Origin of the sequence: Steroidobacter sp. (assembly GCF_036406195.1) — a bacterium.
GTDB lineage: Bacteria > Pseudomonadota > Gammaproteobacteria > Steroidobacterales > Steroidobacteraceae > Steroidobacter.
This window is the reverse complement of sequence record NZ_DASWVW010000027.1, coordinates 14,353-38,121: the sequence shown is the minus strand read 5'-3', so window position 1 is coordinate 38,121 and position 23,769 is coordinate 14,353. Positions and strand designations below refer to the sequence as shown.

Annotated in this window: 16 protein-coding genes; 4 read left to right on the top strand and 12 right to left on the bottom strand. The window is 64.0% G+C overall.

The window, feature by feature from the left end; translation table 11 throughout:
- Positions 1–71 precede the first annotated feature (71 nt).
- On the top strand, positions 72–2,168 hold the full coding sequence (locus VGE08_RS11745; RefSeq protein ID WP_414717483.1) for a prolyl oligopeptidase family serine peptidase: 2,097 nt from the start codon (positions 72–74) through the stop codon (positions 2,166–2,168).
- 71 nt (positions 2,169–2,239) lie between these two features.
- On the opposite strand, the gene VGE08_RS11740 is transcribed toward VGE08_RS11745, so the two are convergent.
- The 3 genes from VGE08_RS11740 to VGE08_RS11730 are packed head-to-tail and all read right to left on the bottom strand — an operon-like array spanning position 2,240 to position 5,837.
- A complete protein-coding gene (locus VGE08_RS11740) occupies positions 2,240–3,274 on the bottom strand; it encodes a hypothetical protein (RefSeq protein ID WP_331068074.1) in 1,035 nt (344 codons plus the stop codon).
- Positions 3,275–3,316: 42 nt separating this feature from the next.
- The gene (locus tag VGE08_RS11735; RefSeq protein ID WP_331068073.1) at positions 3,317–4,393 is read right to left on the bottom strand and encodes a putative zinc-binding metallopeptidase; all 1,077 of its coding nucleotides are present in this window, start codon (positions 4,391–4,393) and stop codon (positions 3,317–3,319) included.
- 10 nt (positions 4,394–4,403) lie between these two features.
- The gene (locus VGE08_RS11730; RefSeq protein ID WP_331068072.1) at positions 4,404–5,837 is read right to left on the bottom strand and encodes an ADP-ribosylglycohydrolase family protein; all 1,434 of its coding nucleotides are present in this window, start codon (positions 5,835–5,837) and stop codon (positions 4,404–4,406) included.
- 209 nt (positions 5,838–6,046) lie between these two features.
- On the opposite strand from VGE08_RS11730, the gene msrB reads away from it, so the two are divergent.
- Positions 6,047–6,508: a peptide-methionine (R)-S-oxide reductase MsrB gene (msrB, locus tag VGE08_RS11725; RefSeq protein ID WP_331068071.1), complete on the top strand. Its 462-nt coding sequence runs from the start codon at positions 6,047–6,049 to the stop codon at positions 6,506–6,508.
- Positions 6,509–6,538: 30 nt separating this feature from the next.
- On the opposite strand, the gene VGE08_RS11720 is transcribed toward msrB, so the two are convergent.
- Positions 6,539–7,072 (bottom strand): TIGR00645 family protein, encoded by a 534-nt coding sequence (locus VGE08_RS11720; protein WP_331068070.1) that lies wholly within the window; start codon positions 7,070–7,072, stop codon positions 6,539–6,541.
- A gap of 176 nt (positions 7,073–7,248) precedes the next feature.
- Here VGE08_RS11720 and VGE08_RS11715 point away from each other — a divergent pair, with 176 nt between their 5' ends.
- Positions 7,249–8,538, top strand: a complete 1,290-nt coding sequence (locus tag VGE08_RS11715) for a sensor histidine kinase (RefSeq protein WP_331068069.1) — start codon at positions 7,249–7,251, stop codon at positions 8,536–8,538.
- Between the two features lie 5 nt (positions 8,539–8,543).
- On the opposite strand, the gene VGE08_RS11710 is transcribed toward VGE08_RS11715, so the two are convergent.
- The 6 genes from VGE08_RS11710 to ampD form a co-directional block, all read right to left on the bottom strand.
- Positions 8,544–9,527, bottom strand: coding sequence for a hypothetical protein (locus VGE08_RS11710; RefSeq protein ID WP_331068068.1), 984 nt, complete (start codon positions 9,525–9,527; stop codon positions 8,544–8,546).
- Positions 9,524–10,210 (bottom strand): RNA polymerase sigma factor, encoded by a 687-nt coding sequence (locus tag VGE08_RS11705; RefSeq protein ID WP_331068067.1) that lies wholly within the window; start codon positions 10,208–10,210, stop codon positions 9,524–9,526. The genes VGE08_RS11710 and VGE08_RS11705 overlap by 4 nt, the downstream gene beginning before the upstream one ends.
- 146 nt (positions 10,211–10,356) lie before the next feature.
- Positions 10,357–12,159: a VWA domain-containing protein gene (locus VGE08_RS11700; protein WP_331068066.1), complete on the bottom strand. Its 1,803-nt coding sequence runs from the start codon at positions 12,157–12,159 to the stop codon at positions 10,357–10,359.
- 247 nt (positions 12,160–12,406) lie between these two features.
- Positions 12,407–12,874 carry an MGMT family protein gene (locus VGE08_RS11695; protein WP_331068065.1) on the bottom strand — a complete coding sequence of 156 codons (468 nt, stop codon included), beginning with the start codon at positions 12,872–12,874 and terminating at the stop codon, positions 12,407–12,409.
- Positions 12,875–12,882: 8 nt separating this feature from the next.
- On the bottom strand, positions 12,883–14,337 hold the full coding sequence (locus VGE08_RS11690) for a sodium:solute symporter family transporter (protein WP_331068064.1): 1,455 nt from the start codon (positions 14,335–14,337) through the stop codon (positions 12,883–12,885).
- Positions 14,338–14,433: 96 nt separating this feature from the next.
- Complete coding sequence (gene ampD, locus VGE08_RS11685; protein ID WP_331068063.1) at positions 14,434–15,057, bottom strand: 1,6-anhydro-N-acetylmuramyl-L-alanine amidase AmpD; 624 nt, start codon at positions 15,055–15,057, stop codon at positions 14,434–14,436.
- A gap of 79 nt (positions 15,058–15,136) precedes the next feature.
- On the opposite strand from ampD, the gene VGE08_RS11680 reads away from it, so the two are divergent.
- Complete coding sequence (locus VGE08_RS11680; RefSeq protein WP_349258679.1) at positions 15,137–15,871, top strand: 16S rRNA (uracil(1498)-N(3))-methyltransferase; 735 nt, start codon at positions 15,137–15,139, stop codon at positions 15,869–15,871.
- Between the two features lie 136 nt (positions 15,872–16,007).
- Here VGE08_RS11680 and VGE08_RS11675 read toward each other — a convergent pair whose 3' ends face one another.
- Positions 16,008–16,499 (bottom strand): chemotaxis protein CheW, encoded by a 492-nt coding sequence (locus VGE08_RS11675; RefSeq protein ID WP_331068061.1) that lies wholly within the window; start codon positions 16,497–16,499, stop codon positions 16,008–16,010.
- On the bottom strand, positions 16,496–23,761 hold the full coding sequence (locus VGE08_RS11670) for an Hpt domain-containing protein (RefSeq protein ID WP_331068060.1): 7,266 nt from the start codon (positions 23,759–23,761) through the stop codon (positions 16,496–16,498). Before VGE08_RS11670 ends, VGE08_RS11675 begins: the two co-directional genes overlap by 4 nt.
- Positions 23,762–23,769 lie beyond the last annotated feature (8 nt).

Genomic DNA, 23,769 nt, shown 5'->3' with positions numbered 1-23,769 from the left:
GGCGCCCGTCGTCGGCCTGCACGGTTCTTCTATACTCCGCCCTTTCCGTCGGATCGGAGCCAATGCTCACCATGCGTCTGCCGTTCGTCCCCCTGTCGCTGTGGTCCGCTTGTATACTGATGCCGCTGGCAGCGAGCGCGGCCCAGCCATCACAACAACAGTCACCAGCCGCGGCGCCTCATCCGTTCACCGTCGAAGACCTGGTGCGACTGCAACGCGTATCCGAGCCAGTCCTCTCGCCGGACGGCCGCACGGTTGTGTACACGGTGCGCGAGACCGATATGGCGGCCAATCGTGGCCGCACCGATCTCTGGTCGCTCGATCTTGCGACCAAGGGCGCCCAGCCTCGCCGCTTGACCACCCATCCCGACAACGACAGCTCGCCGGCCTGGTCGAGCGATGGCCGCGATATCTATTTCCTCTCCACCCGCAGCGGCTCGAGTCAGGTGTGGCGCCTGCCGGGCAATGGCGGCGAGGCGAATCAGGTCACCGATCTGCCGGTGGATGTCGGCTCCTTCCAGCTTGCCAGCCACGCCGGCCGCATCGCCGTGACCCTGGAAGTATTTCCCGATTGCGAGGACCTGGCGTGTACCGCCGAGCGCCTCGAACAGTCCAAGAAAAGAAAAGACAGCGGCGAGGTCCATGACCGCCTGTTCGCGCGCCACTGGGATACGTGGAGCGACGGCCGCATCTCGCAATTGTTCGTGCTCAATCTGAGCAACGGTCGCGCGGCGGAACCAATCTCCGTCAGCAAAGCGCTCGATGCCGACGTGCCCTCCAAACCCTTCGGGGATGCCAGCGAATATACGTTCTCTCCAGAGGGCTCGAAGCTGGTGTTCTCGGCGCGCATCAAAGGCAAATCCGAACCGTGGTCGACCAACTTCGATTTGTATGAAGTCGCGGCCGACGGCAGCGGCCTGCGCAACCTCACCGAAGACAATCCCGCCTGGGATACGCAGCCAGTGTTCTCGCGCGACGGCAGCCAGCTCGCCTGGCGCTCGATGGAGCGTGCGGGCTTCGAGGCGGATCGTTTTCACATCGTGGTCATGGACATGAAGAGCGGCCAGCGTCACGCGCTCACCAAGGAATGGGACCGTTCCGTCGACAACATGCAATTCTCGCAGGATGGCCGGACGATCTACGCGACCACCGACCAGTTCGGCCAGCACCCGTTGTGGGCCATCGATGTGAAGACCGGCAAGCCGACGATGCTGACGGGCCCTGGCCGCGTGGAGGCGTTCAGCGTCGGCGAGAAGGAAATCGTGATGACGGTGTCGTCGCTGAAATCGCCGGCGGAACTGCAGGCACTGACCCTCAAGGGCGGCGACTTTCGCATCCTGCCGCGCATGAACGAAGCCGCGCTGGCGCAGATCGAGTTCGGCGAGCCGGAGCAGTTCACCTTCGCTGGTGCCGAAGGTGCGACCGTGTATGGCTATGTGATGAAGCCTGCCGAGTTCAAGCCGGACACCAAGTATCCCGTGGCCTTCATCATTCACGGCGGTCCGCAAGGCTCGTTCGCCAATTCCTGGAGCTATCGCTGGAATCCGCAGACCTATGCGGGCGCGGGCTACGCCTCGGTGTTCATCGATTTCCACGGCTCGACCGGCTACGGCCAGGCATTCACCGATGCCATCAGCCAGGACTGGGGCGGTAAGCCGCTCGAGGATCTGCAGAAGGGTCTGGCCGCGGCGCTGGAAAATTATCCGTGGCTGGACGGCTCGCGCATGTGCGCGCTCGGCGCGTCGTATGGCGGTTTCATGATCAACTGGATCGCCGGCAACTGGGCCGAGCCTTTCAAGTGCCTGGTGAACCACGCCGGCATCTTCGACACCCGCGCCATGGCGTACTCGACCGAGGAGCTGTGGTTCACGGAATGGGAACAAGGCGGTCCGGCGTACGAGGTGCCGGAGAACGTGGAGAAGTTCAACCCGGTGAATCACGTCGCGCAATGGAGCAAGCCCATGCTCGTGATCCATGGCACGCGCGACTATCGCGTGCCGTATGCGCAGGGCCTGTCGACCTTCACGGCGCTACAGCGGCGCGGCATTCCCAGCCGTCTGCTGATGTTCCCGGACGAGAACCACTGGGTGCTCAAGCCGAACAACAGCATTCGCTGGCACAACGAAGTGCAGAAATGGCTGAGCGAGTGGACGGGCACCAGCGAATAGACGCGACACTCGATTCATCAGGACAGACAGAGGCCCGCCGCGAGCGGGCCTCTGTATTTTTTTTGCAGATATCAGCTTTCGTCGGCGCGCCACGCCGCCTGATAGTTGTTACCGAAGCGAATGATCTGTTCCAGCAGCGCCGGATACTCGATACCGGCGGCAAGCGCGGAGGTAGCGAAGTCTTCCTCGCGGCTGATGTTTGGATTGCAGTTCGCTTCGAGCACGAACACGCTGCCGTCCGGCCGCATGCGAAAATCCATGCGCGCGTAGCCGCTCAGGTACAGCGAACGGAAAATTCGCTTCGACAACTTGTCGAGATAAGCGGCGCAGCCGTCGGGCAGGTTCTGCGCAGCCCCCGTGCGAATGCCATGTTTCTTTTGGTAGCGGCGATCCCACTTCACCTTGCGCGTGGCGATGCCGGCCATGACATCGGGCAAGGTGCCGAAATCCATCTCCCACACCGGGAACGTTCGCAGGCGCTCGTTCCCCAGCACGCCGACATACAACTCGCGACCTTCGATGTACTCCTCGATCAGCGCATCGGAATTGGTCTGCTCGTGGATGAACTCGATGCGCTCTTTCAGACGCTCCGCGTCCCGGACCACGGATGCCTGCGAGATGCCGAGCGACGCATCCTCGGTCACCGACTTCACGAACAGCGGGAACTTGAGCTTGCGAGGCATCCGGTAACGCTGGCCTTTCTTGATGACCGCGAACCCCGGCGTCGGGATGCGGTGATAGGAAAGAATCTGTTTGGACAGCGCCTTGTCGCGCGAGATCATCATGCCGCGCGGATTGCAGCCGGTGTACGGCAGCTTCATCAGCTCCAGGAACGCGACCACGTACTGGTCGTAAGTCACGATGCCCTGGAATTCCTCCAGCAGGTTGAACGCCACATCGGGCTGCCACTCGGTAATGACCGAGCGCAGCTCGGAGAGATTGTCGCCCAGGCCGAGCGCTTTGACCTCGTGCCCGGCCTGCTCCAACGTGGCCGTGACGTCGTATTCCGCCCTGAACTCGTCGATTTCCTTGTCGCTGAGTCCCTCGAGACTGGCCGGCGGCACGAGACTCTCATGCATCAGCACCAGGACCCGCGACGGCTTCATATGGCGGCTCGCCTCATGCGCCATGCTCCCCTGAAGAAGGCTTCATAGTGTGTAGCGCTCCCGGTCGCGCCGCAGGATGTCGATCAAGATTCTCTCCAATACGCCCAGCAAGGCGCGCTTGGCTTGCCGCTTCGAAGTATCCAGCACCAGATCCAGATCGCGGCAACGCTGAATCACCGTGCGCAGCACATGATGCACGAGATACGGGTACAACCGCGAGCGTCGCATCAACCAGCGTTCCATTTCCGGCCGGCTCTGGCGCACGAACGTGCTCGCACGCATCCGCCTGCGACCCTTGTGATGTTTGCCGAAGACGCGCTTCAGCCGCAAATCATACACGCCTGGCGAGTCGAACTCGTAACGGGCGCGCTTGCGGCGATAGTGTTCCGCCAGCGTGGTTTGATTTTCGCTGATCGGCTCGATCAGCGAACGATTCATCACGTGCGGCAACGTGCCGGACAGCTCGCTCATCAACTTATCGACGTACTCCAGCTTCCGCAGCGCCGGCCAGCCCTGGTAATCGCGCCGCCAGCGCGCCTTGGGCTGCATCCAGACTGCGAAGGTCTCGGCGAAATCTTCGGTGGGATGGCTCTGCGCGTACCAGTGGCCGAGATGTAGCACGAAATCCTTGCTGGCCGGCCGTGGCCGGTAGACGTTCGGGTAACGCCGGTCGGGATCGCCGAAAGTCTCGCGCCAGCCCTTGCGGCGGCGAAGCCGATAGGCGTTGTCCAGCGCGTGCGCGAACTCGTGGCGCATGATGCGAGTCAGCCAGTTGGCGTTGCCGCCTTCCACTTCGTCCATCATCTTGCGTTCCAGCCGCATCAGCCGCGGATGCGCCATATAGAACGCGATCGCGATGCCGGGCACGCCATCGGGAGAGAACCATTCCTCGGATAGCCAGACGTGGGGCGCGAAGCGGATGCCGCGACGTATCAGATCACGCCGGATCCTGTGGATGTGCTGGTCGATCTCCGTGTGGCGCAGGCTCAGCCGCAGGTCGCAGAAACGTTTCTGCAGCAGTTCCTCGTCGGACAGATGCACCCAGGAGGGCTCGCGCGGACGCGTGTGTCGGCGAGCTTTGGTTCGCGACACTCGTTTCGACGTTGAACGTGTCGCCATGGTCGACGAGTCAATGGGCCACGAGATGGCGCGCCAACGAGCGCAGCAGCGCCTCCTCCGGCAATTGACGCTGCAACTCGGGCGGGATGGCGTCGCTGCCGTGACAGGCCCCGCATAGCGCGCCAGCCAATGCCGCCGCGGACGGTGCTGCTCGTGACGAGGTCAGCACGCGAATCAAGACATCGTGCAATGACTTGCCCGTCGCGAACCCGTCCAACGCTACGCAGGTCACCGCAAGTGCATCGTTCGCGTCGGCGCATGGCTGGTCGCCACGCCCTTCGAGCAAGGCTTTGACCGGCGCTTTGAGCTTGCGCTGGCGGACCAACTGCATGGCGGGGCCACCGAATTGCAGCAATGTTTGTTTGTTCGTGCCGGCGAAGGCATCGACGAACAGCGCCGCCCAGACGCGGCAAAGATCGAGCACCACCGGCGACTGCTGAGTAGTACGCGAGGCTTCCACCGCGGCCTCGATCGCCGCTCGTGCATCCTTCCCAAGAAACATCGCGACCACGAGTGTGCGCGGCAGTGAATGCGGATCGAGGTTGGCGGGGTCGTGCGTGCCTGCCAGTTTGTTGCGGGACCATTGCCAGCGCGCCAGGGCACGCCGCACTTCCTGCGGCACGCCGATGTTGCCGACGCTCTGGGTCCAGGCGAGATAGCGCTGCATCTGGTCGTCGGAATCGTTGGCGCCGATGGCGATCAAGCTCTCGGCCAACGCGCGCGTCATCGCGGTGCTCGCGCCCGTCGTCAGCGTGCCCGTCTCGCGCAAGCCCCCGCCGGCGACCAGGGTCGCCGCATCGAAATTGCTGTTCGCCACCATGCTGCCGACGGCATCGCCAATCGCCAACCCGATGAGACTGGCCTCGTGCCGGGCCAGCACGTCCGTCGTACCGCCGGGCAACGCCGATTCACGCCACCGGCGCACGAACTCGACCTGATCAGACGTTTCCGGGATGGTGGGCCAGCGGCGCGACCGCGCGCACTGCTGCCAGAGATCCTGCAGCCGATCGAGCGCTGCTTCGTTGGACAGGCCGCTGCGGATCAGATGACAGCCGATGGTGGTGCCAGTGCGGCCGATGCCGGCACGACAGTGGACGTAGGCACAGCGGCCGGCGGCCAACTCGTTGTCGATCAGGTCCAGGATGCGCGCCATGTGGGCCGGCGAGTCGGGCACCCCATGATCGAGGATCGGCATGCGCCGGTAACGGATGTGCCGCTCGCTGAGCTCGGCCAGCAGCGCATCGTAGGCCGGCATCTCGCCTTCCTCGGTGAGATCGATGAAGCTGTTGACGCCCGCGTGCAGCAGCTTCTGCACGCGTTCGGTGGCCTCCGAGCGCGACATCGAGCCCGGATACTCACCCGCCAGCAACTGCCCGGGCCGCACCCAGTAACAGTTGGACAATGGCACGGCGAGGGTGCCGGGAGTGAAAGGATCGGAGCTCATGGCGCGCATGATAAAGGAAGCCGTCGGCATAAAACCCGCGCCGCCACAACGACGTTCCAAGCCGTTGGAATCTCGCGATATAAGAAAATTCCACACCCCGCCCGTGCGACACGCTGTCTAACGGGGTGGGTTCTTGGGCCAGAATTCCCCGATCTTGACTTAGTCGCCCCGGCCACCAATTCTGATCGACCAGCTCCGAGGACCCGCCCATGCAAACTCTCACCACATCCTCCAGCGGCTACGACCTGCGCCCGGTGCGCGGCGCCGATCGCGAGCGCCTGGCCGCCTCGCTCAGCGCCGAGGAGCGTCACATCCTCCTGGATCACGGCACGGAGCGGCCGTTCTGCGGCACCTTGCTGAACAACAAGCAATCGGGGCTGTACGCGTGCCGGCTGTGCGGGCTGCCGCTGTTCCAGGCCAACGCCAAGTTCGAATCCGGCACCGGCTGGCCGAGCTTCTACCAGCCGTTCGACCCCGAGCACATCACCGAGCTGCGCGATACCAGCCACGGCATGGTTCGCACCGAGATCCGCTGCCGCCGCTGCGACGGCCACCTGGGACACGTGTTTCCCGACGGCCCGCCGCCCACCCATCAGCGTTATTGCCTGAACTCCGCATCCCTGCAGTTCTTCGCCGAGGGCCAACAGCCCGAACAGCACACCGCGCCCTGAGCGGGGCGCTGGGCTGCTCGAGTCTGGGGCTCAAGTCTCCCCTTGGTGATCGTGGCTGCCGTGGGATTTGGCGGTGATCCGGTCCAGAACACCCATCATCACGGCCGACACCACGAAGGTGAGATGGATGATGACGTACCACATCAACGTCGCCTCGCGGCCTTCGTCGACGCGCGCCGGCGTTTCCATGAAGGCACGCAGCAGATGAATCGATGAGATCGCGACGATCGACGACGCCACCTTGAGCTTGAGCGAGTTGGCGTCGAGCTTGCCCAGCCAGCTGAGCTTCTCGACGTTCTCGTCCACGTCCAGCGCCGAGACGAAGTTCTCGTAACCCGAGAACATCACCATGACGATCAGGCTGCCCACCAGCACCATGTCCACCATGGCAAGCAACATGAGCACCAGGTCGGCCTCCGACATGGCGAAGACGTCGTGCAGCAGGTGGTACAGCTCCATGAAGAACTTGATGCCCAGCGCCACCAGCGCCAGGGACATGCCCAGATACACCGGCGCCAGGATCCAGCGGCTGGCAAACAGCAATTTCTCGATGGTCTTTTCCATGCAATCCGTCTCTTCGGCCAGCCGGAGATTCTACCGCATCACCCATGACCGGCGTCTGCTGGAGAAAATGCGACCCGCTCGACGTATTGGATGTGGGCACGCGCAGGGGTAGAGTCGGTCAGCCTCGCACAGGTCACCGCGCAAGATGCGGGTCCATGCAGGCCAAGGGAGACAGCATGGGTGCGGAATCTCGGCAGGGAGAGGACATCGACAGTCCGGCTTCTTTCGAAGCGGCTCGCATGCAGTTGGCAAGGCTGCACGCCAGCCCGGAGTCGCGGCTGCGCGACTTGTGGTTGCAACTGGCCGAAACCGCCGCGAGCACATTGAACGTCGAGCGTGTCGGCGCCTGGATATTGGTGGACGAGAAGCGGGCCCTGCGCTGCAGATATCTCCTGCAGTACTCCAATCATCAGATCTATCAGGGCGCGGTGCTGCGCGACCAGGATTTCCCCAACTATTTTCAAGCGTTGGAGCAGCACCGCACCATCGCGGTGGAAGACGCCCCCACCTCGCCGCTCACCGCCGAGCTGCGCGAGGTCTATCTGGAGCCCTTGGGCATCACGTCGCTGCTGGACGCGCCCATCTATGTGGGCGGCAAGGTCGCCGGTGTGGTCTGCCACGAACACATCGGCGCGCCGCGCGTCTGGACCGAGGCTGAACGTGACTTTGCCGCCACGGTGGCCGATACGATCGCGCGCGTTTACGGCGAATTCGAGCATCGCCATGCCGAGACGGCGCTGGAAAGCTACCAGCGCCACATGATGGAGCTGCATCGAATGGAAGCCCTCGGCCGCATGGCGGCCGGGGTGGCGCATGATTTCCGTGGCATCGTCAGCATCGCGCTCGGCTTCACGGAACTGCTTCGTCGCGTGCCGAATCTCTCGCCCCAGGCCGACCATTACGCACAGCGCGTGGTCGACGCCTTGCAGCGAGGCCAAAGTCTGACGGAGGAGATCATGAGCTTCGGCAAGGACGATCCGGTCGCTCCGCGCGTGCTGGATGTCGCCTCGACATTGTCACGCTGCTCTCAGATGTTTCGTGTGCTGGTGGGATCGAGCATCCGCCTGCGCGTGCGTGGCTCCTCGACGGTCAGCCGCATTTTCATGGATACCTCACAGTTCGAGCGCATGATGCTGAATCTGGTTCTGAACGCGCGCGACGCCATGCCGAACGGCGGCTCGCTCGACATCGACTACGAGGACTCGGTGGTCGGCGATGAGGACGACGAGCGCGCGACCTACGTCGCCATCTCCGTTCGCGATACCGGCGTTGGCATGGACGAGCAGACCCGGCTGAACGCGTTCAAGCCGTTCTTTACGACCAAGGGCGATCGGGGCACGGGCCTGGGGTTGGTCATCATCGATCAGATCGTGTCGCGAGCCGGTGGGCGGGTGAAGATCGACAGCGAGGTCGGGCGAGGCACGACCATGCAGGTTTATCTCCCCAGAATCGCGGCGGCCTGCTGACCGAGCTACTTTTTCACCTCGCGCGCGAGATCTGTTTCCGCCACTGCATAGTCTGGAAACACGCTACGGAAGCGACGCCATTCGCGGTCGGCCTCTTCCTGTTTGTTTGCTTTGCGCAGCTCGCGAATGTCTTTCAGCCAGATCTCCGGATCGGAGTACGCGCGCGCCGCTGCCGGCATCTCGGCGTTGATGCGACGTGAATACGCCTTGGCCTCGGTAGAACGATCTTCTTCCTTTCGCTCTCGCGCGAGGTCGTCCGCAACCGCAGTGCTCTGCTCTTGTGCGTTGTGCTCGATCGCCTTCTTCTGCCGCGGTGGCTCCATCGCCATGGATTCCAGCTCCCGAGTGATGACGTCCGCAGATTGCGCGATCGATTGACCCGAGGCTGCCGGCTTCGCAGGTGCCGGTGCCGCGACCGGCGGTGGCGCAGGCCGGCTCTGCGTGGCCGCACGCGGCTCCAGGCCGGAAGGAGGGCTCATCGCCGGCTCTGTAACTGGTACGTCCATTTGCAACGGCGAAGGCGGAGGCGCAGACGGTGCAAACGTCGGCGCTGCCGACTCCTGGACCACCGTTAAAGGCACCACCTGCTCGGCAACCACCTCCTCGATCGGCTTGCTCTCGACCCGCTCACGCTCAGCTTGGGTCGTGGGCTGAGGCGCCTTTTGTGCCGACACTGCAGTCACTGTGTCATCACGCAGGCCAGTCTGAATGACGATCGACAGCGCGAGCACCGCCGACGCGGCGACGGCAAGCGGCGCCGTCCATCGCATCCACGCAGGGCGACCTTGCGCGGAACGATTTTTCACGGCCTCTTCGGCCTGGCGCAGCACGAGTCGATCGAGCTCCGCCGGCACTTCGGCACTGTGCAGCTGGCGATACTGCCGTGACACGCTGGAATCCCCTTTCAGGTACTCCTCCAGCTGCTGCTCATCGGCCCCTGAACCGTCAGTGGCCCCGTCATGCAGTGGCTTATCGGTGGATTCGCTCATGACACGCTCGACTGCAGGGTCGGAGATTGATGCTGCCGCAACGCGCCGCGCAGCTTGCCCAAGGCATAACGCAAGCGGCTCTTGGCTGTCTCCATCGCGACGCCGGTGACGCGCCCGATGTCTTCCAGACCCAACCCCGTCTCTTCATACAACAAGAACACATCGCGCTGTTCCGCCGGCAACTCATCGAGCGCGCGTTTGAAATCGGCACGCAGCTGCGTTTCCGCCAGCGCCGCATCCGGAGTTTGGTGACTCGGCCCCGCCAACTCGTTGGTCAACGCATCGACGTCCTGCGCACCTTGCTCCAGCGGCCGGCCGGCGCGACGAAAGTGATCGATTGCGCAGTTGTGCGCGATGTGGAACAGGAATGTAGTGAACTTGGCCCGCGCCTCATAACGTTCGCGGCTGGCAATCACCTTGCTCCACACCTCCTGAAACAAATCGTTGGCCACGTCCTGGCTGCGGCACAGGCGCTGCAGGTAGCGATACAGCGCGCCCTTGTGCCTCTGGTACAGCATCTCGAAGGCGCGCACGTCGCCCTTGCGATAGCGAAGCATGAGCGTCGCATCGTCCGGTGCCGCCCCGATGGACGACACCGTTGCCGGCGCATCGACTGCACCGCCGATCTCGCCGGCGGCCGCGGCCATCTGCCGCGCGCCGCCCGAAGTGGAGGGAAGATCCATGCCGTTGAGAATATCACTGCTAATAAGCAGCGACTCGGGCATCCTGCCACTCGCGCTGTGGGCGCAGAGAGGAAAAGGCGCGACTTTTCCTACTGCGCTCGCCGCCTACGGCGGCGGGCACATCCCTGTGCCTGGGGCGGCTCAGGTTAGGTTTCATTGCTCGGATCGGGCGTGGTCGGCGTCAGACTGCGAGCCAGCGCCACCAGCGATACGAACTCTCGACGATATCCGTCACGATCCTTGTCCAGCGCGCCACTCGCCAGCGCGCTCACGTCGCCGTAGTTGTAGTCACCCAGATACTTCCCGCCTCGCAGCAGCTGGCCGAACGCTGCGACGCTGGCCGCGAAACGAAAGTCGGCGGACACCTTGTTGGCGGCCACGACCGAATCCTTGCGAATCGGATACTCCAGCAGCCGACTGGTATCGGATCCCGGTTTCTTGTAACGCAGCCGCACGTTCGCCAGCTCGCCCTTGCCCGCGGTCTGTTCAGGCTTGGCACCATACCGCAACGGATCGACGCGGCCCTTCGCGCCGACCGGCACGACTTCATACAACGCCGTGACGCGATGTCCCGCGCCAATCTCGCCGGCATCCACCTTGTCGTTGTTGAAGTCCTCGCGCGCCAGCATGCGGTTCTCGTAGCCAATGAGGCGATATTCCAGCACCTCGCTGGGATTGAACTCGACCTGGATCTTCACGTCGCTGGCGATCGTGTACAGCGTCGAGTTGAGCTGCGACACCAGCACCTTTCGAGCTTCGGACAATGTATCGATGTACGCGTAGTTGCCGTTGCCGGCATCGGCGAGGCGTTCCATCAGGTGCTCGTTGTAGTTGCCCGTGCCGAAACCCAGCGTGGTCAACTCGACGCCCGTGCCTCGCTCGCGCTCGACCATGTCCACCAGAGCTTCGAAGCTCACGGTGCCAACGTTGAAGTCGCCGTCGGTCGCGAGCACGACGCGGTTGATGCCGCCCTTGACGAAAGTGGCGTGCGCCAATTGATACGCTTGCTGGATGCCGGAGGCGCCGTTGGTCGAGCCGCCGGCCGACAGCCGGGCCAACGCTTCGTGAATGCGATGTTTCTGATCGCCCGGCGTGGGCTCGAGCACCACGCCCGAGTTGCCCGCGTACACGACCATCGAAACGCGATCACGACTCGTGAGCTGATCGGTCAGCAGGCGAAATGCGTTCTTCAGCAGCGGCAGCTTGTCGCGCGAATCCATCGAACCGGACACGTCGATCAGGAACACCAGGTTGGCGGCCGGACGCTCCCTGGCTTCGATCTCGAAGCCCTTGATGCCGATGCGCATCAGCAGCGCTTGTGAATTCCAAGGGGCCGCCGCGAGCTCGGTGGAGACGCGGAATGGCGTGTCGCGACTCTGCGGAGTCGCGTACTCGTAATCGAAGTAGTTGATCATCTCCTCGACGCGCACCGCATCCTGCGGCGGCAGGCGGCCTTCGTTGAGGAAGCGGCGCACGTTGGCATATGCGCCGGTATCCACGTCGATGGAGAACGTCGAGACAGGCTGCTCGGACGCCAGTTGCACACCGTTGTCCTGCTGATGTTGATAGCGCTCGGTGTCGACCTGAGCTTGCGGAGCGAACATCGGCGCTATGGGCGCTGAAGCCACCTTCATTTCCGCTTCGGCTCTCCTGAGACGATCATTGGAAACAGCTCGCGTGCCCGTGATGGTTGTCGCTGCGGGCGGCGGCGCCGGGCTCGCCGGATCGATATAGCCCGGCTGGACATGACTTTGCTGTACGGCACCGCTCGTGGCGTTCGACTCTTCCACTTTCGCGACGTCCGCTACGGGCTCCTCGACCGGTGATGGTACGGAATGCCCGCTCGCTGGTGTGACGGCATCCTCGCGTTTGGCCGCGCACGCGGCAAGAACGGCAGCTGCGATCAGCAGCGAACCCCGACCGACGACCCGATTCCGTGCCCTATTCATGTTATTGCCCTCGTCGACGCGACTTGCGTCACTGGAGCTATGAACGGTGGCCGGCGTCCAATGGGGTTGGCCGGGTTCGAATTTTTGTGAAAAGGGTTCGGAGCCCCCTCACCCCGACCCTCTCCCCAAGGGGAGAGGGAGATAGGAGATGGGAGATGAGAGTTGAATCCTCAGCCTCGGGAGCCCCTCTCCCTTTGGGAGAGGGGTTGGGGTGAGGGGTCAATGCCCGATCATTGAATGCAACCGTTCAGCCCGGCCCCCACAGCAGCTCATCCAGCATCTTGTCCCTGGGCGGCCAGCCGTAGCGTTTCAGGTCCACCCGGCCGCCGACGAAATCCACGCCCTCGCCTTCCAGATGCTTGCGTTGCCGCGCATAGGCATCGCTGCCCTGTGGAAAAGATATTCGGCCGCTGGCGTTGATCACGCGGAACCACGGCAATCCTCGCACCGAAGTGTTCCTCAATACCGTACCCACCAGCCTCGCCCGTCGCGGCAGACCTGCTACATCGGCCACATTGCCATACGTGCAAACCCTGCCCCGCGGGATTCGCTTTACCGCCGCAATGATTCGCGCCGCGTCGCTCTGCGGGGCGATGACGAGGCCGCGCTTGCGCGTCGTGTTCCGCTGCGCCGCTCGCTTCGTGCTGCGTGATGTGACTTTTTTCGATGCTTTTCTCGGGGCCTTCTTAGGAGCCTTCGCCGCACGCGCAGCCATCTCGCGCCTCAGATCGGCACGCGATCGTGCACCGTTTCCTGCGAGCGGTCGGCGCGATCGGGATTGCGGCGGCGCTCGCCGCCGGTCAAGGCGATGCCGAGCGATGCGACGAACGGCATGACGCGCTCGAGGAAATCACCGGGCGCATCGGGCAGCAGATGAAACAACAACGAAAGTATGAATCCGGACCACATCGCCGCGAGTGTCGCGCCAGGCCGCACACGTTTGCCGCTCAATCGAACCAGCAGCAAAGGACCGAATGACGCACCGAGCGCGGCGTAACCAAACATCGCGTGCTCGAACACGCTGGCCGGCGCCCACAGCGTCGACAGCAACACCAGCACCGCCGAGATCACCATCGCACTTCGAGTCCACGCCAGCGACCAGGGCGCATTCACTCGCCGCGGATCGATGCCCAGACTGCTGGCCAGCGCCAGCAGCTGACTGCCGAGATTGGCCAGAATCGCAGCAATCAACGAAGCGACGATGAACGCCGCCAGCAGCGGCGGCAACAATCGATCGGCAACGGTGAACATCGACAACTCGGGCCGCTCCAGTCCCGCGTACAGCACGCTCGCCGCCCAACCACAGCACAGCACCGCGCCCACGATCAACGTGATGAACGCAAGCGCCAGCCAGCTGCCACGCCACAATGTTTGCTCGTCACGCACTGCCATGAACCGGGTCGCAAGCTGCGGCTGGCCAGTCGTGCCCAGGCCAATGCACAGCACCCCCAGTACGAACGATAGTGCGACCACACCTTCACGACCGCCGAACGAGTCGGTAGCCAGTGGGCCCAGCGCCGCGAGCGCAATCTGAAATTGTTCCCAACCGCCGATGGCAACACTGGCACCCGCGGCCAACAACACGCCGAGGATGCCGATCGAAATCACTTGCACGGCATCGCCCACCGCGCAGGCACGCAATCCGCCTGCGAACGCGCCCACGGTAATCAGTGCCACTGCGGTGAGCGACATGCTGATGAGATTGAAACCGAACTCGTCCACCAGCAATCCGCCCGCGAAGCGCAGCATGGCGGCGGTTTGCAACAACACACAAAAAAGGAATATCACGATGCATGAGCGCGCCACCAGCGGCTGCAAGCGATCGCCCGCTTCGGCGCTCAAGACCTGGAACAATGTGGCATTGCCTTGCGCCACGGCAATCGTGCGCAGGCGCGGCGCGATGAAGAACAAACTGAGCGCAGCGCCCGCCACGAACGCGCCGCAGATCCACACTGCGGACCAGCCCCACGCGAAGGCGGCACCCGCCAACGTCATCAGCAACCAGCCATTGACGGTGTTCGCCGTCGTGCTCAGCGCAAACAACCAGACACCGAGGCGGCGGTTCGCGAGCACCAGGTCCGCCGCGTTATGCGTGCGCCGGCCCGCCCAGGCCGTCACTGCCAGCAGCAACGCGGCGAAGGCCAGCAGCGTCAGCAGCACCATGGCGGAACGGTTCATGGCGGAATTCGAGTCCTTTAGCGCCTGCGGCCCCAGCAAATCGAGCGCGCGATGCTACACGACGGCCCGCCGGCGCGCGAAATTGTGTCGCCGAATTCAGCCAGCGGCGCGCAGCAGCGCGTGCAGCCGCTGCCAGTCGAACGCCGGGCCGGGATCGGTCTTGCGGCCGGGCGCGATGTCGCTATGTCCGGCGACACGAGCCGGTGACAGCGAAGGATAGGCCTTGCACAGCTCGAGGATCACGGCGCTCAACACACGATACTGCCCCGGCTCGTAGGCAACCTCATCGGAGCCCTCCAGCTCGATGCCCACCGAAAAATCGTTGCAGCGCTCGCGCCCCTGATAACACGACGCACCGGCGTGCCAGGCGCGGTCGTGTATCGACACGTATTGCACCAGCTCGCCATCGCGGCGGATCAGCAAGTGCGTCGAGACCTTCAGCTCCTTGATCTTCTCGAAGTACGGATGCAGCTCGGGCGGCAGCGAGTTGGTGAACAGCCGATCGATCCACGGCCCGCCGTACTCGTCCGGCGGCAAGCTGATGCCGTGCACGACGATGAGTTCTGGCAAGATGCCGCCCGGCCGCGCATCGAAGTTCGGCGACGGCACCTGCCGGGCACCCGGCATCCAGCCAGTGCGCGTATCGACGCCCGCCGACACTGCCAGCAGCTGCTGGGCAAGCTTGCCATGGGAGCGATCTTGCGACGATGTCGAGGGCATGGACATCTCAGGCACGTTGTTTGCTTGATTGGGATCCGAGCATGGCATTACTCGCAACATTACTCGCAACGGGGCGAGCATGAGATTGAACCGAATATTCTGCGACGGGCCGCTGGTCAGCCGCACCGAGATCGACCTGCCACCCGCCGGCGCCTACCACGTCGCCCGCGTCCTGCGTATGCGCGAGGGGGCGCCGCTCAGTGTATTCGATGGCAGCGGCCAGGAGTTCCGCGCCGAGATCATCAAGGTCGACGGCGACAAGGTCACCGTCAGCCTCGGCGATGGCACGCCCGGCACCGCCGAATCGCCGCTGCGGATCACCCTGGTCCAAGGCGTGTCCCGCAGCGAGCGCATGGACTGGACGCTGCAGAAAGCCACCGAGCTGGGCGTCGCCGCCATTGCCCCAGTTCTGACCGCACGCAGCGTGGTACGCCTCGATGAGAAGCAGGCGGCGAAGAAACGCGACCACTGGCGGGGCATTGTGATCGGCGCCTGCGAACAGTCCGGCCGCGCCAGAATCCCCACCGTCGCGGCTCCCATGAACCTGCGCGAATACCTCGCCACCGTCCGCAAGGACGGCTTCCGCCTCGTCCTGAGCCCCTCCGCGCCCGCCTCGCTGGTCGGCCTGGCCAGCATGCCCAGCAAAGCCGAGCTGCTCATCGGCCCCGAGGGTGGCTTGGACGACGATGAGCTGCATGCCGCGCAGAGGGCCGGCTTCATGCCGGTGCGTCTGGGGCCGAGAGTGCTCCGAACCGAGACAGCGGCGGTGGTGGCGTTGTCGGTGTTGCAGGGGCTTTGGGGGGATTTGCAGTAAGAGGTTTGGCAAGGAAGAAGCCAGATCCGTCACCTCTGCCACAGCGAGCATGCGTTGCAGGCGCCGCGAGCCACCGAGCCTCTCATTCCGCCGACAGGTTGGTATCGGCACCCAGCGGAGGTTCGCTGTAGCCGCTTCAAGCCGCCCGGCTTTCCTCGGAAATCATCTGTTCCAGATGTTCGAAGTCCGGGATGAGCGGCGACTCATTCAACATGCGAACCTGACACAGGATCGGCCCACGCTCCGGAAACGTCCGGCTCGGATCCGACTTCACCACGTCATTGTTGACTCGCACCAGCTGCGGGAAGCCCTGCGTGATGACGCCGAAATAACCGCCCGTGACCTGACTGCTCAGCGCCACGAAAATAACGATGCGCGTGCGCGTGCCCGGCGTCGGCACCGGCTGGCCGCAGGCCGCTTCGAATGAAATGATCGGCACCGGCCGGCCACTCCAACTGATGGTACCGAGATACCACGGCGGCACGCCCTCCACCTTCTCCGGCGCCTGCCACGTGACCACTTCCGCCACGCACGCTCTTGGCACGATCAAGCGTTCCTGCGCCAGCGGGATCAGCAGGCTATACAACTCGTGTGTAGGTACATCGGCGCTCACGACACTATCCTTCACGAGACCTTTCTTTTACGGGCCTGCACCAGCGGCTCGATCGCGTCGAGCAGCTGATTTTCCTGGTACGGCTTGCCGAGATAATCGTTCACGCCGATCTCGATGGCGCGGGCGCGATGTTTCTCGCCGACGCGTGACGTGATCATCACGATCGGAATATCCGTCAGTCGCGCGTCCGCGCGCACCTGCGTCGCCAGCTCGTAGCCATCCATGCGCGGCATTTCGATGTCGAGCAGGATCACATCCGGGATGTGGTCCTGCAGGATCGACAACGCATCGACGCCGTCCTTCGCCGTCATGACACGCATGCCGTTGCGTTCCAGCAATCGTTGCGTCACGCGGCGCACGGTGATCGAGTCGTCGACCACCAACGCAAACGTGCGCGTATCCTGCTTCGGACCTTGCGCTTCGAGGGGCGCCCTGCCGCCTCGCCAATCCGAGCGCACCAACGTGCCCATGTCCAAGATGATGACGATGCGGCCGTCGCCAAGAATCGTGGCACCCGCGATGCCGCGAATCGTCGCGATCTGCGGGCCCACCGATTTCACGACCATCTCGCGGCTGCCCACCAGCTCGTCAGTGACGAGCGCCGTTGAATGCTCACCCGCGCGAATCAGGATCAGCGGCACGGATACATCGAGCTCGGGCAACGCCGACGGGCCACCGCCCACGAACGCACCGAGGTGCTGCAATCGATAGACCTGCCCGCCGTAGCTGAAGCTGGGGACTTCCTCAGCGAGATGTTTCTCGACCTCCGACTTCGGAATGCGCGCCACGCCTTCGACCGACGGCAACGGCAACGCATACAGCTCATCGCCGGTGCGCACGATCAACGCTTGCGTGATCGCCAACGTGAACGGCAAGCGGATCGTGAACTTCACGCCCTTGCCCGGCTCCGACGCCGTGAACAGCGTGCCGCCGAGCTTCTTGATTTCGTTGACCACCACGTCCATGCCGACGCCTCGGCCCGCATGCTGCGTGACATTGCTCGCGGTGCTGAAACCCGGCTCCAGGATCAGCTGCATGGCTTCTTCGTCGCTGAGCACACGGCCCGGCTGCAAGATCCCACGCTGCTTGGCGCGTTCGCGCACGGCGTTCACGTCGATGCCGCGACCATCGTCCTCGAGCACGATGACCATTTCCGAGCCTTCGCGGTGCAGGCCCACTTTGATCGTGCCCTGCGCCGGCTTGCCCCGTGCAACGCGCTCGTCCGGCATTTCGATACCATGCACCACGGAGTTGCGCAGCATGTGCTCGAACGGCGGCAGCATGCGTTCCAGCACCTGCCGGTCCAGCTCGCCATTGGCGCCCTGGACAACCAGCTCGACGCGCTTGTGCGTGTCGTTCGCCACCTGGCGCACCAGACGGCTGAGACGTTGCACGTGACGCTGGAACGGCACCATGCGCGTGCGCATGAGGCCGTTCTGCATTTCAGTAACCACGCGTGATTGTTGCAGCAGCAGGTTCTGCGCCTCTCGCGTGAGATTTTCGAGCAGCCCTTCGATACTGCTCACGTCGCTCACCGATTCGGCGAAAGCGCGCGTCAACTGCTGGATGGTCGAGTAACGATCCATTTCGAGCGGATCGAAGTCGGCGCGATCCGGGAACTGTTCCTGATGGCGATGCAGGATCTGCGATTCGGTTTCCAGCTCCAGCTTGCGCAGCTGTTCCTTCAAGCGCGTGACCGTGCGGCCCAGCTCGGCAAGGTTGAATTCGATGGAGCTGATCTGCTGCTCCATGCGCGAGCGGAAGATGCTGACCTCGCCGGCGTTGTTGAGCAGGTTGTCGAGCAGGTCCGCGTCGACGCGCGCAAATTCGCGCGGCTCCTGTTGAGCCGGCTTCTCACGACCCGGCAATGCCGGTGCCTGAGCCTCGGCGGCAGGTTCTTCCTGCTGTTGCTCGCCATCGGGCGGCAGTTCGGGGGCGACTTGTGCCACATCGAGCGCAGCATGAGCGCCCGTTGCCAGGAACTGCGCATCGCTGGCGGCCGGTGTCGGCTCTTCGATACGCACCGACTCGCGGGGCGCGACGGCGCCCAGCTCATCGGCGCCGAATTCGACTTCCACGTCGGACACCGCTTCGAGATCGGCAGCTTCGACAACAGCGGCAACTTCGATCGGCGGCTCGGCCGGTGCCGCTGCTGCTTCGGATAGCGCTTCGATCTCGGTGAGCGTCGGCACGATATCGGTTTGCGAGCCGATATCCCTGTCGTCCGGCGAGTAGCTTTCGATCTCGACGACATCTTCGGGAGGTGCGTCGTACACCGGTTCGGGCGTCGGGGCCGCTTCGAGCGTCGGGGCCGCTGGCGGCACGACTTCCGGCGCGACCGGCGCAGCCGGTGGAATTGCGGCGCTCGCGACTGGCGCGGCCGCAGGCTCGGGCGCAGCTTCGACCTCCTGACCGCACAGGGCGCGAATCCGGTTCATCAACGCACGCGCCGGCTTGACGCGCTCGCCATTGGCGACGATATCGCGCATCCGGTGCAACTCGTCGAGGCTGGCCTGCAAGGCGTCGAACACCTGCTGCTCGGCCGGCACCTGGCCGCTTTCGACCAGGCCCATCAATGTTTCCAATTCGTGGCTCAGATCGCCCATGGCGCGAATGCCGGCCATGCGCGCACCGCCCTTCAGCGTGTGCACGACGCGCTTCAGCTCGAACACCAAGGCATTGTTCGCGCGATCGCGCAGCCACGAGGACAGCGACTGGTCGGCTGTCTCCAACAGCTCGGTGGCCTCTTCGGTGAAGATGGACGCGACGTCCGGATCGAAGTCGCTGTCGTCGTAGTCTTCTTCTTCGTCGGCAGCAGGCGCGACCGGCGCCGCAGCGACCGGCGCATCATTCGTTGCGGCTGCAGGTGCGAAAGCTTCTTCTGTCGAGCCAACGCTTGCGGTGCTTTGCTCTGCAGGCGTTTCAGCTTGGGAAGTTTCGGCCGCGGCCGGGCGCAACAACGGGGTGCGAATGGTTTCCGCTTCGTCGCGAGCAGCAGTTGGTTGGTCGGACTGCACCGGCGGTTGGTTCTCGATCGCCCAGGCGACGGTATCGAGCATGAGATCGCGCGCCTCTTCGGGCAGCGGCTCGTTCAATTGCAGCACGGCCCGATCGGCGCTTTCGAGCACGATGCCCGATTCTTCCGGCGCACCTTCCTCGACCACGATGCCGGGCTGGTCGGGCGCCTGCGCCAGCTCTTCGAGCGCGGCCGCTTCCTGAGTCAGATCGTCGGCACTGGTCAACTCGGATTCATCGACTTGCACTTCGCCGGCGGCGACCTCGTTGCTTGCCGAAGCGGCGGCATCGACGGGGAAGTTGTCGTACGCCCACTGCAGCGTGTCGAGCGAGCCAGCGTCGGATTCGATTTCGTTGGCTTCCTCGGCCGATTCGCCGAGCGTGATTTCTTCCGGCGTGACCTCCAGGGAGCCGAGGACGATCTCCTCGCCCGCAGCCTCGGTGGTGGCTTCGCTCGACTGATCGGCCTGCCAGCTATCGACGGTGAATTGTTCTCCGGAGAGCGCCGCACTGTCGAGAGTGATCTCCTCGCCGGCCACTTCGGGCGCACCGAGGTTGATCTTTTCGACGGCCACCTCGGGGGAACTGAGGTTGATCTCTTCGACCGCCACCTCGGGGGCACTGAGTTTGATCTCTTCGTCCGCCACAGCCGTCGAGTCAGGATCGATCACATCGCCAGCAGACTGGGACGCATCGAGCTGGGGCGTATCGAGCTTGATCTCTTCGATGGCGGCCGCCAGTGGGCGAATGACTGTCTCATCGACGCGCGGATCGGGCACTTCGAGGTCGATGCTTTCGACCGCCAGCTCCGGCACGTTGAGCTCGCTGGCCTCGACCGTCAGCTCCGGCACGTTGAGGTTGATGTCCTCGATCGAGACTTCGGCGGCGGCGAGATTGACTTCATTGCCGGTCAGCGTCGCGGTCTGCAGCGTGATCTCGTCGGGCGAAGCGGCTTCAGCGACGGTAACCAACTCGTCCGGGCCGGCCACCGCCGGCGTGGGCAACACGAGCGTGCCCGCAGCGAGCACGCTCGGATCGACCGGGCTCAGCTCAAATGTTTCGGGCTCGAATGTCTCGGGCGCCGATGCTGCGGGTTCGGCGCTGGCTGCCGTTTCCGGCAGGCCGCCATCCGACAACGAGATCTCCTCGATCTCGACCGCCTCGGGTACCTCGACGGCTTCGGGCGCCGGCGCATCGGCGCGCGATTGTTCATCACTGCTGGTAGCCGCAGCCGGCAACTGCTCATTGATGCTGGTGGCGCCGCTCGACGTCACCAATTGCTCGTTGATGCTGGTCGCCCCGGTCGGCGTGACCAGATGCTCGCCGGTCGCATCCATGTTGATGCCGCCGGCCGTGGGGTGCGCGCCCATTTGGGCAAGGCGCGAAATCTCCGCATCCAAGTCGTGCTCGAGATCGACCAGGCGCTGAATGATGCGCTCGTGGTCGACAAAGAAACCGGTGCTCTCGTTGATGTTGTCGACGACGTTCTGGATCGCGTTCACCGACTCGCGCAACGCCACCAGGCCCGGGCGCGACATGCCGATGGAATTGTCGTAGAGCTTGCGGATGTAACGATTCAGCGGCTCGGCGATCTTGATGCCCTGACGCGCGCCGGCCGTCTTCGCCGTGCCGTTCAGCGTATGACACGAGCGATGCAGATCTTCGGTGACCGTATACGGCGGATGCGCCAGCTGACAGTCGGCGAGGAACTTATGAATCGTCGCGAGGTGCCCCGCGGTTTCTTTGGCGTAGATCTCGTGCAGGCCCGGGTCCATTGGGGATTCTGCCGATGCCGCCGCGGGGGCTATTGCCTCCGAATCTGTTTTTTTTTCCGGCAAAGGCTGGAGGGTGGGCGCCTCCATGACGGTCGCATTCGGCAGCGGCGCTTGCGGAGCGCGCGCGGCAGGCGCCGGAGCGGGAGCCGCGGCAGCGGCAGGCGCAGGCGCCGGGTTGCTCGGACGCACGCCAGCCAGAGTGTTCGCCGTGTTGATGATCTTGGCGATGTCAGCTGCCGGCGCGCGGCCGGTTTCCAACTGCTCGACCAGCTCGGGCACCGCGGCCACCGCCGAACGCATCAACGCCATCATGTCGGGCGTGCGGTCCAGCGTCTTGTTGATGACGCGGTTGAGCATGTTCTCGACGGACCACGCAAAGTCGCCGATGAGCTGCGCGCCCACCATGCGACCGCTGCCCTTCAAGGTATGGAACGAGCGGCGCACGTTGACCAGCGCCTCGTGATCCTGCGGGTTGGTATCCCACAGCGGGAAGAACTGGTTGAGCTTGGCGATCTCGTCCTTGGCTTCCTCGATGAACAGCTCGACGAATTCCGGATCGACCTCGCGGTCCACCGGCTTGGCGAGCGCGGGAGGCATCGGCGCCGCGGGCGGCGCAGGCGGAACGGCGGCCTGCTTCGTCGGCCGACGCACTTCCTGAGTAACCGGATCGAGCACGGCGGTCGGCTCGTGCTCCGTGCCAAGCGCCACCGTCGGCGCATGCGTCTCGATGACCACGGTACGCGCGTGATCGGGCGTCGCAGGGAACGCATCGATGCGCGGCACCGGCTGCGTTTCAGCGAGGAAACGCAAACAGGTTTCGGCGTTGTCGAGCATGTACCAGGGATCGGCGCGGCCGGCCTGGATGGTTTCCATGTAGTACTCGACGGCGACGATGGCGTCGGCGAGGCGATCCACCGCTTCTTGCGGCAGCGTCATGCCGTCGCTGCGCACGAAGTTCTGCAGCGCCTTGTCGATGCCTTCCATGATCTCGACGACGCGCGTCTTGCCCAGCATCAGCAGGCCGGCGGTGATGCCGCGCATGAGCTGGGGAATCTGGTCGACGGCCTGGCCTTCGCGCGGCTTGTCCAACGAGTGCGCAATCGCTTCCTTGATGCGCGCCATGTTGACGATACATTCGCGCAGCACCGCTTCGGTGACCTGGCGGAATTCGATTTCGTCCGGGCCGGCGGGCTTCGGCGGCGCTCCGCCGCTTTCTGCGGCGGTCGGCACGATCATGCCGACCAACTGTTCATCGAGGCTGTCTTCGACCTTGATGAGCGTCGCCGCCATGCGCAGCAACGTGCCTTCGCCAGCCGCGGACTTCTGCACGACGATGGCTTGCAGATCGGCAGTTTCGGCTTGCACCTTGTCACGCAGCTCGCCGAGGCCGAGCACGCCGAGCGTATCGGCAATCTTCTTCAACAGCTCCAATTGCGGCGCAAGCTCGTCGACCTGCGTACCGCCCTGGCGCACGAAGATATCGAGCGCGTCCTTGACGCGGCTCAGGTCTTCCTTGATCGCTGCAGCCACGGTCTTCATCAACTTGACCGACGGCGCAGAGAGACTTTCGCGCGCCTGCTCGACGCCCTCGTCGACCGGCAGCAGTTCGGACAGACGGAACGACGCGCGCACCGCCGCGACGCGCGGACCATTGGTGCGTGCACGTGCGACGTAATAGAGCAGGTTGTTCAACAGCTCGAGCGGCGGCGAATCGGAATAACGCGCTTCGCCGGACTCGTACAAACGTTTCATTTCCCGGTCGGCCTGGCCGAGCAAACGCTTGACCGAGGCGCTGCTGTCGAGACCGTCTTCGCGCAATGCTTCGAGAATCGCGCCGACGACCCACCACAGCTGGAACACTGCTTGAGTGGTGGCGACGTGCTCGAGCTTCTCGGCGGTGCGCGACAGGATTTCGAGGTTCTGATCGACGCGCTCGCCCTTGATCCAGCCCAACAAGCCGAGTTGGAAACGAGTGCGCAGCTTGCGCGCCCACTGCGCGACCGTCAGCGCGCCATCGTTAGGACCGGTGACCGGATTCGCCTGCTGATCCGAGCTGAGATTCAGCAGCAGCAATGTGCCTTCGGACAACAAGGCATGACCGCGCACCGCGCGCAAGTCGTTCAACAAAGGCAACAGCACGAGCGCCATGTCGCGCCCGCCGCTCATCACGCGTTCGAGATAGGTCGGCAACTGCACCATCGCGCGCATCAGCGCGTCGAGGCCTTCGGCGAGATGACGTTTCTCGTCGAAGTTGGCGATCAGGTAATGCGCCACCTGGCCCATTTCCTCGGCCAGCAACGCCGCGCCATACACTTCGGCGACGCGCAGGGCGCCGTGCACCGCGTGCAGATGTTCGTTGCACTTGCGCAGCAGCGCCAGATTTTCCTGCTGCTCGCCGAACGCTTCCAGCGAAGCACGGGCTTCGTTGAGCTCGCTGGTGAGCTCGCGCGCGACGATGTGCAGAGTCTGCGATGAAACCTCAGCCATGGTTCTGG

Bases quoted from the DNA above. Each gene is read 5' to 3' on its own strand.
- VGE08_RS11695 (WP_331068065.1), bottom strand. From the start codon at position 12,874: ATGGCTGCGCGTGCGGCGAAGGCTCCTAAGAAGGCCCCGAGAAAAGCA.
- VGE08_RS11735 (WP_331068073.1), bottom strand. From the start codon at position 4,393: ATGGCGACACGTTCAACGTCGAAACGAGTGTCGCGAACCAAAGCTCGC.
- VGE08_RS11705 (WP_331068067.1), bottom strand. From the start codon at position 10,210: ATGGATCTTCCCTCCACTTCGGGCGGCGCGCGGCAGATGGCCGCGGCC.
- VGE08_RS11730 (WP_331068072.1), bottom strand. From the start codon at position 5,837: ATGAGCTCCGATCCTTTCACTCCCGGCACCCTCGCCGTGCCATTGTCC.
- VGE08_RS11710 (WP_331068068.1), bottom strand. From the start codon at position 9,527: ATGAGCGAATCCACCGATAAGCCACTGCATGACGGGGCCACTGACGGT.
- VGE08_RS11745 (WP_414717483.1), top strand. From the start codon at position 72: ATGCGTCTGCCGTTCGTCCCCCTGTCGCTGTGGTCCGCTTGTATACTG.
- msrB (WP_331068071.1), top strand. From the start codon at position 6,047: ATGCAAACTCTCACCACATCCTCCAGCGGCTACGACCTGCGCCCGGTG.
- VGE08_RS11715 (WP_331068069.1), top strand. From the start codon at position 7,249: ATGGGTGCGGAATCTCGGCAGGGAGAGGACATCGACAGTCCGGCTTCT.
- VGE08_RS11700 (WP_331068066.1), bottom strand. From the start codon at position 12,159: ATGAATAGGGCACGGAATCGGGTCGTCGGTCGGGGTTCGCTGCTGATC.
- ampD (WP_331068063.1), bottom strand. From the start codon at position 15,057: ATGCCCTCGACATCGTCGCAAGATCGCTCCCATGGCAAGCTTGCCCAG.
- VGE08_RS11670 (WP_331068060.1), bottom strand. From the start codon at position 23,761: ATGGCTGAGGTTTCATCGCAGACTCTGCACATCGTCGCGCGCGAGCTC.
- VGE08_RS11720 (WP_331068070.1), bottom strand. From the start codon at position 7,072: ATGGAAAAGACCATCGAGAAATTGCTGTTTGCCAGCCGCTGGATCCTG.
- VGE08_RS11690 (WP_331068064.1), bottom strand. From the start codon at position 14,337: ATGAACCGTTCCGCCATGGTGCTGCTGACGCTGCTGGCCTTCGCCGCG.
- VGE08_RS11740 (WP_331068074.1), bottom strand. From the start codon at position 3,274: ATGAAGCCGTCGCGGGTCCTGGTGCTGATGCATGAGAGTCTCGTGCCG.
- VGE08_RS11680 (WP_349258679.1), top strand. From the start codon at position 15,137: ATGAGATTGAACCGAATATTCTGCGACGGGCCGCTGGTCAGCCGCACC.